Here is a 9,603-nt window from a genome sequence, read left to right as displayed (position 1 = left end):
GTGTACGAGATGCCGAGCGCGAGCTTCCAGTGCTCGAAGCTGATGGTCTCGGGGATCAGGCTGCCGGCGGCGAAGTTGCCCGGGCGCAGCGAGATCGACAGGATCATCAGGAACGGGAAAATCACCAGCGCGACCAGGCCGATCAGGAACGCATGCGCGGCCAGCACGCGCCAGCGGTGGCTCTTGTCGAGGACGATGGCCATGTCGCTAGTTACCTCGGTTCATCGCTGGACACCTTCGTGAGGCGCATCTGCACCAGCGAGATCACTGCGACCATCGCGAAGATGACGGTGGAGATCGCCGCGGCGAGCCCGAACTGCTGGCCCGAATCCTGGAACGCGATGCGGTAGGTGTAGCTCACCAGCAGGTCGGTGGTGCCGGCGGGCACGCTGGTGTCCAGGAAATCGGGCCGCCCGCCGGTGAGCAGGCTGATCAGCACGAAGTTGTTGAAGTTGAACGCGAAGGCCGAGATCAGCAACGGCGTCAGCGGCTTCAATATCAACGGCAGCGTGATGCGCCAGAAGTTGGTGAACGGCCCCGCCCCGGCCACCGCCGAGGCCTCGTACAGGTCGGCCGGGATCGCCTTGATCAGCCCCGAGCAGATCACCATCATGTACGGGTAGCCCAGCCACACGTTGACGATCAGCAGCATCACCTTGGCCAGCAGCGGGTCCGAGAACCACGCCGGCTTGATGCCGAACAGGGCATCCAGGATCAGGTTGATCTCGCCGAAGTTGTTGTTGAACAGCCCCTTGAACACCAGGATGGAAATGAACCCCGGCACCGCGTACGGCAGGAACAGCAGCGTGCGGTACAGGCCCTTGAAGCGCAGCGCGTCCCAGTTGAAGAGAACAGCCAAAAACATGCCGAGCGCGGCGCCGAAGAACACGGTGAGCGCGGAGAACACCACCGTCCAGAGGAAGATGCGCACGAAGGGCTCGCGGAACGCGGCGTCGGTGAAGATGCGCTGGTAGTTGGCAAAACCCACGCCGACCTGGAAGCCGGGCTGCAGGCGCTCGCCGGCCTCGGTCTCGTAGAAGCCGCTGGTCATGTTCGGGCGCAGCACGGCGTTCGTCTGCTGGTTCACGAGCGAGCCGTCGGGGTTGCGCTTGTACAGCGGCTGCACCGCGCCGAACTGGCGCAGGCCGGTCATCACGAGCTTGGTCGGTGTGTCCGGCAGCAAGAGCGTCAGCGCCTGCAGGTTCTTCTGCCTGGCGATCACGGTCTTGAGCTGGGCCGGCTCGGCCAGCGGCGCCTGCGCCGGGTCCTGCGGCGCGAGCTTCACCTCCAGCGGCGTCGTGGTCGCAAGCGCGAGCCGGCCGCTGACCCAGGCCTTGCCGCTGTCGGCGTCCTCCAGCCTCAGCCGGAACTCCGGCCCGTCCTCATGCAGCGTGAACGCATAGCTCGCGCCCTCGCCGCCGCGGAAGGTCTCGTCGAGGAAGTACTGCGTGGCCCGCGGGAACTCCAGCAGGTTGCGCGAGCTGTAGTTCGTGAACCCGATGGCCATCGTGTAGACCATCGGGAAGACGACGAACACCAGCGCCGCGGCGATGCCGGGGAACAGGTAGCGCCAGGCGTAGGTCCGCGCCGAGCTGTAGACCCACAGCGCGAGCGCGGTGATCGCGAGCATCGTGCCGGCCAAGAGCGTCTGCCCGGCCGCGTAGACCATCGCGACCACGTACAACGCGCCCACCAGCACGAGCGCGAGCAGGGCCGGGCCGGGGCGCAGCCGGTACTTCATCGTCTTGTCAGCCTGCTGTGATTACTTGGCCGTGATCCGCTTGGCCGCGGCGTCCAGCGCCTCCTTCGGCTGCTGGCGGCCCTCGGTCATGTTCTTCAGCGCCGACTCCATCGACGACCAGAAGCGCCCCATCTCCGGGTTGTTGGGCATCGGYGCGCCRTCCTGSGCGCTSGCCATCGTCGCCTGGATGTTCGSGTTGCTCTTSAGCTCGGCGAACAGCGCCTTGCTCGCCGGCGTGCCCAGCGGCACGTCGTCGTTGATCGTCTTCAGSCCCTTCGGCGCSAGCATGAAGTTCTCGATGAACTCCACCGCCACGTCSCGGTTCGGCGAGGCCTTGGAGATCATCGCGCCCAGCACGCCGACGAASGGYGCSGCCTTCTTGCCGTTSACSSWSGGRATCYTGGCGACRCCGAAGTCGATGTTSGCCTTCTTSAGGTTGTCCCACGACCACGGGCCGTTGATCATCATCGCGACCTTGCCCTGCGCCATGCCCGCTTCCATCTCGGCATAGCCCGCGCCCTTGGTCATCACGCCGTCCTTGACGAGCTTGCTCAGCAGCTCCGCACCCTTCAAGGCGCCGGCGTTGTTGACGCCGGTGTCGGCCTGGTCGAAGTTGCCATCGGCCTTCAGCTTGAACGGGTAGCCCCCACCGGCGGCCAGCAGCGGCCACGTGAAGTAGGTGTTGTTGTAGTCCCAGAGGATGGCCTTCTTGCCGGAGGCCGAGAGCTTCTTGTCGAGCGCGATCACCTCGTCGAAGGTCTTCGGCGGGGTCGGCACCAGCGCCTTGTTGTAGACCAGCGAGACCGCCTCGATCGACATCGGGTAGCCCCATTGCTTGCCGCCCACCGCGAACGCCTTGACGGCCAGCGGGTCCAGGTCGGCCAGCACCTTCTTGCTCGGGCTCACCGGCTGCAGCAGCCCGCCGGCGATCCACTCGCCGATGCGGTCGTGCGGCCAGATCCAGATGTCCGGGCCCTTGCCGGCCGCGGCGGCCTGCTGGAACTTGTTCGGTGCGTCCTCCGGGTGCTCCACCACCACCTGCACCCCCGTCTTGGCGGTGAACTCCTCGCCCACCTTGGCCAGGCCGTTGTAGCCCTTGTCGCCGTTGATCCAGATCAGCAGCTTGCCGGGCTCGGCGGCGTGGCTGACCAAAGGCAGGGCGGTGCCGGCCAGTGCCAGGATCGCGGCGCCGGCAAGCAGCTTCAGGTGATGTCGCTTGGTGTTCATCGTGTGTCTCCGGGTGGTGTGTGTTGTGGTGATGAAAAGAGCGTGCGCCCCTGCTCGTCGAACAGGAAGCCACGCTGCGGCGGGAAACTCAGGTACGCGGTGTCGCCCGTCTTCAGCGGGTTCTCCGGCGCGGTGCGGATCGTCATCGCCTCGGTGGCGCCGGTCAAGGTCACGTGCAGGTAGGTGATGTCGCCCAGGTGCTCGGCCAGCTGCACGTGCGCACGCATCGCCTGCGGGGTGGGCGTGCCGGCAGCGTCGACGTGCTCGGGGCGCAGGCCCAGGGTGACCTTGGCGCCGGCGGCCAGCGACGCGGCGTCGGCCTGCACCGTCGCGGTCGAGCCGTCGGCCAGCGCGATGCGGGCCAGGCCGTCGTCCGCGCCCAGCAACCTGCCTTCGATGAAGTTCATCTTCGGCGAGCCGATGAAGCCGGCGACGAAGCGGTTCACCGGCCGGTGGTACAGCTCCATAGGCGTACCGACCTGCTCGATGCGGCCCGCGTTGAGCACGACGATGCGGTGGGCCAGCGTCATCGCCTCCACCTGGTCGTGCGTCACGTAGACCATCGTGGTCTTCAGTTCCTGGTGCAGGCGCGAGAGYTCCACGCGCATCTGCACGCGCAGCGCKGCATCCAGGTTCGACAGCGGYTCGTCGAACAGGAACACGCCCGGCTTGCGCACGATCGCGCGGCCGATGGCCACGCGCTGGCGCTGGCCRCCGGACAAGGCCTTCGGCTTGCGCTCCAGCAGGTGCTCGATCTGCAGCACCTGCGCCGCGCGGCTCACCGCGGCGCGCATCTCGTCCTTGGAGTAGCCGGCGAGACGCAGCCCGAACGCCATGTTCTCGGCCACCGTCATGTGCGGGTAGAGCGCGTAGCTCTGGAACACCATCGCGATGCCGCGCTTGGCCGGCGGCACGTCGTTGACGAGTTCGTCGCCGATGTACAGCTCGCCCGAGGTGATGTCCTCGAGGCCGGCGATGCAGCGCAGCAGCGTCGACTTGCCGCAGCCCGACGGACCGACGAACACCAGGAACTCGCCATCGCGGACCTCCAGGTCCACACCGTGCAGGATGACGACGTCGTCGAACGCCTTGCGCAGCGACTTCAGTTGCAGGTGGGCCATGCTGCGTTCGCGATCAGGCCAGCTCGCCGAAGTACAGGCCGTGCGCCGGCAGCGTGAAACGCCGCCCGCTGCGCGAGCCCTGCAGCGCCGCATCGAGCTGCGTCGCGACGACCGTCGTCGCCGGCGCGTCGAGATCCACCGTGACCGGCTCGCTGCCGATGTTGAACACGCACAGCAGCGACGCCCCCTCGACACCCGCCTCCGGCGAGCGAACGAACGCCAGCACCGGCTCCGGCGCATCGATGAAGCGGATGTCGCCGCTGACCATCGCCGGCTGCTGCCGCCGCCAGGCCAGCAGCCGGCGCATGAAGTTCAGCGGCGAGGCGGGATCGCGCTCGTTGACGTCGACCGCGCGCGCCGCGTGCTCGGCCGGCACCGGCAGCCACGGCTGCACCGCGCGACCCTGGCTGAAGCCGGCGTGCGGCTGCGAATGCACCCACGGCATCGGCGTGCGGCAGCCGTCGCGGCCCTTGAACTCCGGCCAGAACGCGAGGCCGTACGGGTCCTGCACCTGCTCGAACGGGATCTCGGCCTCGGTCAGCCCGAGCTCGTCGCCCTGCCACCAGCAGACGCTGCCGCGCAGGCTCACCAGCATGGCAGTCGCGACCTTCGCGTAGGCCAGGTCGGCGCCCGGGCCGCCCCAGCGCGTCAGCACGCGCGGCACGTCGTGGTTGCCGAACGACCAGCTGGCCCAGCCGTCGTGCATCTGCGCCTCGAGGTCCTCGACCTGCTGGCGGATGTAGGCGGCACTGCGCTCGGCGGTCAGCAGGTTGAAGCTGTAGGCCATGTGCAGCTTGTCGCCGCCGCGGGTGTAGTCGGCCATCGTCTTCAGCGAATCGTCGTCGCCGATCTCGCCGACGCTGGCGGCGCCGTGCCCGTCGAGCAGCCGCCGCACGCGCTGCAGGAACGCGAGGTTCTCCGGCTGCGTCTTGTCGTGCAGGTGGCGCTGCATGCCGTACGGGTTGCTCTCGCCGACGCTGCGGGTGTCGCGCGATTCGGCCGGCGGGTTGTCGCGCAGCAGCCGGTCGTGGAAGTGGAAGATGCAGGCATCGAAGCGGAAGCCGTCGACGCCGCGCTCGAGCCAGAAGCGGATGTCGGCCAGCACCTGGTCCTGCACCTCGGGGCAGTGGAAGTTCAGGTCGGGCTGGCTCGCGAGGAAGTTGTGCAAGTAGTACTGGCGCCGGCGCGAATCCCACTGCCAGGCCGAACCGCCGAACACGCTGAGCCAGTTGTTCGGCGGCGTGCCGTCGGGCCGCGGGTCGGCCCACACATACCAGTCGGCCTTCGGGTTGCTGCGGCTCGCGCGGCTCTCGCGGAACCAGTCGTGCTGGTCGGAGGTGTGCGACAGCACCTGGTCGATCATCAGCTTCAGGCCGAGCTCGTGGGTGCGGGCGATCAGCCGGTCGAAATCGGCCAGCGTGCCGAACAGCGGGTCGACATCGCGGTAGTCGGCGATGTCGTAGCCGAAGTCCTTCATCGGGGAGCGGAAGAACGGCGAGACCCAGATCGCATCGACGCCCAGGCTCGCGACGTAGGGCAGCCGGTCGATGATGCCGGCGATGTCGCCGATGCCGTCGCCGTTGTGGTCGGCGAAGCTGCGCGGGTAGATCTGGTAGATCACCGCGCCCCGCCACCAGGCGGCGGGGTCGGCCGCCGGCCGGCGGGCGGAATGGGAGGGTGCAGCGGGTGCGTGGCGCGGTGCGGTGGCGAGGTCGGTCATGCGGATCGGATTCAGGACTACCGCATGAGCGTTGTAGTTTGACTACAAATACGATGCTTCTGCAGGTTGGGCGCCACTTTATGCGGGCAACTGAATCGAGAAAGAGAGGGTTTACCCTTGATTTTTGATCGGCAAAACCCGAATGGACCTGATGCTCCTGTAGCAGCCGTCAGGTGGGCTCAGGTGTCGCGAACGATCAGCTCCAGCGGCAGCAGCACCGAATCCTCCCCGTCGAGCACGATGCGCACCGCCGTCTCGCCCTTCACGACCGCGTTCTGGCGAATCGTCGTCAGCCCGGCCGCGCGGGCCGCCGCGATGTCGTCGAAGCCGACCGCCGCCACCAGCGTGGTGCCGGGCCAGTCCACGATCACGCTGCGCGCCGCGAGCGCCATGCGGTCGCTCATCGCCACCAGCGCGATCCGGCGGTACGGCGCGAGCCGCTCGCGCATCGCCTGCGCCGCCTGGGCCGCCGCGGCCTCGGGCTCGCTGTCGTCGACCGGCGCCCAGAACACCCGCCGCTCGTCGAAGCCCTGCGCCCGCACCGCCTGCGCATAGCCGCTCAGCCGCTCCGACGTGACGAACGGGCTTCGATCCGGATCCGCACCGAGCGCCCGCGCACGCTCGGCGTCGTCGAGCGGGAACGTGATCACCAGCACCGCATCGGGCCGCGCAGCGAGCGCATGCCCCATCGCGAGCGCCGCGCCCTGGCGGTCGTCGAGGCAGACCGACGGCGTGCCCGGCACCTGCGTGTCGACCAGCACGATCGGCTTGTGCGCCGCCTGCACCTGCGGCACCACCTCGGGGCCGATCTCGGCATGCACGATCAGCGCATCGGCGGTGGTCTGGAACGCGGCCTGCAGCAGCAGCTGGCGGCCGAGCTTCGGGATCAGCTGCAGGCTCAGCCCGCGCAGGTCGAGCTGGCGCGTGACGCCGCGCAGGAAGTCGAGGCTCAGCTCGTCGCCGAACGCATAGCGCAGGTCGTGGTGGAACACCACCGCCACCTCGCGCAGTTCGCGCCGCCGCAGCGCGCGCGCCATCGTGTCGGGCCCGTAGTAGCCGAGCTCGCGCGAGCGGGCGAGGATGGATTCGCGCAGGTCCTTCGACAACTGCTCCGGCCGGTTGAACGCATTCGAGACCGTCGTGCGGCTCACGCCCAGGCTCGCGGCCACATCGGCCAGCGTGAGTCGCGAACGTTCGGGAACAGGTTTCGACATCGGATCGGGGAAGCAGGCGAGCGGCTGACAGGGCGCGTTGACTATAGCGTCGCACCCGGCAGAATCCGCCCCGCCATGACGACCTTGCCCCCCAACGACACCGACATCGACGCCGACATCGAGTACCTGCGCCGCCAGCGCCAGCTCGACTGGGTCGCGTCCGGCCGCGACCTCGTGGTCGGCCACGCCGCCGACTGCCCGCTGCCGCCCGACGAACTGATGCGGCTCGATGCCCGCCACCCCGCGGTGCGCGAGCTGCACGACAGCGGCCTCACCGCCGAGGTGTTCCGCGTGTACACGGGCGGCCGCGATTGGGCCGTCAAGCGCGCACGCAGCGCCTGCAAGGTGCAAGGGGTCGACGGCCAGACCTCGTTCCTCAACGAGGTGCAGCGCCGCGCCGAGATGGCCGCCCTGCCCGCGTTGCAGCGGCCCGGCCTGAGCCCGACGGTCTACGCCTCGCTGAAGCAGGGCCTGATCGTGTCGCCGTGGATCGCCGGCTCGCGGGTGGATGGCTGGGACGAGACCGGGCTGCGCCAGCTGTTCGACAGCGGCCTCGCGCTGCTGCGCGCCGGCTTCTTCGAATGGGATTTCTGCCCCGGCAACGTGTTGCGCGACGAACGGCAGGTCTGGCTGTTCGACTACGGCTACCTGTATCGCTTCGACCCGCTGCGGCACTTCAACAGCGCCGGCACCGGCCTGAGCGCGCCGCAGCACCACCTCGCGGAGCGCATCGAATCGCGCCATGTGTTCCGCTGGCTGCTGCAGCTGGAGAGCCGCCACGGTGCAGACGCCGCGCTGCGCGCCTTCCGCATCGAGAAGTCGATCGCGCTGGACGCGTACGAGCGCCTGCGCAGCACGCTGGCCACCGACGGCGCCACCCCCACCGTGCTGCAGTGGCTGGACGGCATCTGCAGCGGCTGGCGCGCCGCGCTCGCCGGGCCGTTGGCCGACCTGTACCTGCGCGAAGGCTGGCGTTCACACGCCACCGACCTCGACGACGACCTGAAGGGGCAGACCTGCACGCCGACGACGCTGGAGCGCGCCGACTGGCTGCTGCAGGCGCTGCGGCTGCACCACGGGGCACTGGCGGCCCACGGCACCTGGCAGGGCGAAGAAGCAACCCTCGACCGGCCCGGCCTGATCGCACGCTACGAGCAACGGCGGCGGCAGGCGGTCGAGTTCCAGCTGCCCGCCTCTACCTCAGACCACGGCGGCATGCATCGTCCGAACGAATGGCCTCTGCCTGAAAAGGCCTCCTGACAACTGCCGACAGCCGGTCGGCGCCGGTCCTACGATGCCGGGCCTTTCCGGACAATTTCCGGATTTATCCCGCCAGACCCAAGGACAGCCCCATGCTCTTCGAACCGACCACCCTCCGCTCGCTGTCGCTGCGCAACCGCGTCGTGATGTCGCCGATGACGCGCAGCCGCGCGGTCGAGGCCAACACGCCCAACGCATTGATGGCCGAGTACTACGCCCAGCGCGCCGGCGCCGGGCTGATCATCACTGAAGGCACGTCGCCGTCGCCGAACGGCCTCGGCTATGCGCGCATCCCGGGCCTGTACAACGCCTCCCAGGCCGCCGGCTGGAAGCTGGTGACCGATGCGGTGCATGCCAAGGGCGGCAAGATCGTGATCCAGCTGATGCACACCGGCCGCGTCTCGCACGCCGCCAACCTGCCGGCCGGCGCCGAAGTGGTCGGCCCGACCGCCGCCGTGCTGCCCGGCGAGATGTACACCGATTCGAAGGGCATGCAGCCGCACAGCGCGCCGCGTGCGATGACGCAGGCCGACATCGACCACGTGGTCGCCGAATACGCCGCCTCGGCCCAGCTCGCGATCGAGGCCGGCTTCGACGGCGTCGAGCTGCACGGCGCGAACGGCTACCTGATCGAGCAATTCCTGAACGGCAACGTCAACCAGCGCACCGACGGCTACGGCGGCAGCGCGGCCGGCCGCAACCGCTTCGCCCTCGAAGTGGTGCGCGCCGTGGCGAACCGCATCGGTGCCGGCAAGGTCGGCATCCGCGTGTCGCCGCATGGCGTGTTCAACGCGACCGGCCCGTTCGACGGCGTCGACGAGCAGTACGTCGCACTGGTGAAGGAGCTGTCGGCCATCGGCCTGCTGTACCTGCACCAGCTCGACCACTCGGCGATGGGCGCGCCCCCGATTCCGGCCGGCATCAAGGCCGCGCTGCGCGACGCCTTCAAGGGCCCGTACATCCTCGCCGGCGGCTTCGACCGCGCGAGCGGCGAGAAGGCCTTGCAGTCCGGCCAGGCCGACCTGGTCGCCTACGGCCGGCCGTTCATCTCGAACCCGGACCTGGTCGAGCGCCTGAAGAAGGATGTGGCCCTGACCGCGCCGGACTTCTCGACCTTCTACACGCCGGGCGCCAAGGGCTATACCGACTACGCGGTGCAGACGGCCTGAGGACGGGCGCCGTCGTGGGAACATCGCGCGATACTCCCGTCGCCGATCGTTCCCGCACCGGTGCTTCGTTCCGCCGCTGGAGCGAGGCCTGATCGTTCAATGAGCGTTCGATGAGCCTCCCCTTCGTCCTGCTGTGCGCGGCGCTGTGTGC

At 68.9% G+C, this 9,603-nt stretch carries 7 protein-coding genes and 1 pseudogene; 2 read left to right on the top strand and 6 right to left on the bottom strand.

The window, feature by feature from the left end; genetic code table 11:
• From malG to AC1D12_RS15235, 6 genes and pseudogenes are all read right to left on the bottom strand, one after another.
• Nucleotides 1–203, bottom strand: a pseudogene (gene malG / locus AC1D12_RS15260) (maltose ABC transporter permease MalG); the annotation flags it as partial.
• 8 nt (nucleotides 204–211) lie between these two features.
• The gene (gene malF, locus AC1D12_RS15255) at nucleotides 212–1,741 is read right to left on the bottom strand and encodes a maltose ABC transporter permease MalF (RefSeq protein WP_477841288.1); all 1,530 of its coding nucleotides are present in this window, start codon (nucleotides 1,739–1,741) and stop codon (nucleotides 212–214) included.
• Between the two features lie 21 nt (nucleotides 1,742–1,762).
• Complete coding sequence (gene malE / locus AC1D12_RS15250) at nucleotides 1,763–2,968, bottom strand: maltose/maltodextrin ABC transporter substrate-binding protein MalE (protein ID WP_477841286.1); 1,206 nt, start codon at nucleotides 2,966–2,968, stop codon at nucleotides 1,763–1,765.
• Nucleotides 2,965–4,089 (bottom strand): ABC transporter ATP-binding protein, encoded by a 1,125-nt coding sequence (locus AC1D12_RS15245; RefSeq protein WP_477841284.1) that lies wholly within the window; start codon nucleotides 4,087–4,089, stop codon nucleotides 2,965–2,967. Before AC1D12_RS15245 ends, malE begins: the two co-directional genes overlap by 4 nt.
• A gap of 13 nt (nucleotides 4,090–4,102) precedes the next feature.
• A complete protein-coding gene (locus AC1D12_RS15240) occupies nucleotides 4,103–5,809 on the bottom strand; it encodes an alpha-glucosidase (protein WP_477841282.1) in 1,707 nt (568 codons plus the stop codon).
• 179 nt (nucleotides 5,810–5,988) lie between these two features.
• Nucleotides 5,989–7,023: a LacI family DNA-binding transcriptional regulator gene (locus AC1D12_RS15235; RefSeq protein WP_477841280.1), complete on the bottom strand. Its 1,035-nt coding sequence runs from the start codon at nucleotides 7,021–7,023 to the stop codon at nucleotides 5,989–5,991.
• 75 nt (nucleotides 7,024–7,098) lie between these two features.
• On the opposite strand from AC1D12_RS15235, the gene AC1D12_RS15230 reads away from it, so the two are divergent.
• Nucleotides 7,099–8,283 carry a protein kinase family protein gene (locus tag AC1D12_RS15230; RefSeq protein WP_477841278.1) on the top strand — a complete coding sequence of 395 codons (1,185 nt, stop codon included), beginning with the start codon at nucleotides 7,099–7,101 and terminating at the stop codon, nucleotides 8,281–8,283.
• Nucleotides 8,284–8,375: 92 nt separating this feature from the next.
• Nucleotides 8,376–9,452, top strand: coding sequence for an alkene reductase (locus AC1D12_RS15225; protein ID WP_477841276.1), 1,077 nt, complete (start codon nucleotides 8,376–8,378; stop codon nucleotides 9,450–9,452).
• Nucleotides 9,453–9,603 lie beyond the last annotated feature (151 nt).

The sequence above is a fragment of the Rhizobacter sp. P1_G5 genome, from assembly GCF_056405435.1.
Note: the sequence above shows the minus strand (reverse complement) of the source record. Positions and strands in the feature narration are given on the sequence as shown.

Coding starts and splice junctions, on each gene's coding strand:
- AC1D12_RS15235 (WP_477841280.1), bottom strand. CDS start 7,023: ATGTCGAAACCTGTTCCCGAACGTTCGCGACTCACGCTGGCCGATGTG.
- AC1D12_RS15230 (WP_477841278.1), top strand. CDS start 7,099: ATGACGACCTTGCCCCCCAACGACACCGACATCGACGCCGACATCGAG.
- AC1D12_RS15240 (WP_477841282.1), bottom strand. CDS start 5,809: ATGACCGACCTCGCCACCGCACCGCGCCACGCACCCGCTGCACCCTCC.
- malF (WP_477841288.1), bottom strand. CDS start 1,741: ATGAAGTACCGGCTGCGCCCCGGCCCGGCCCTGCTCGCGCTCGTGCTG.
- AC1D12_RS15225 (WP_477841276.1), top strand. CDS start 8,376: ATGCTCTTCGAACCGACCACCCTCCGCTCGCTGTCGCTGCGCAACCGC.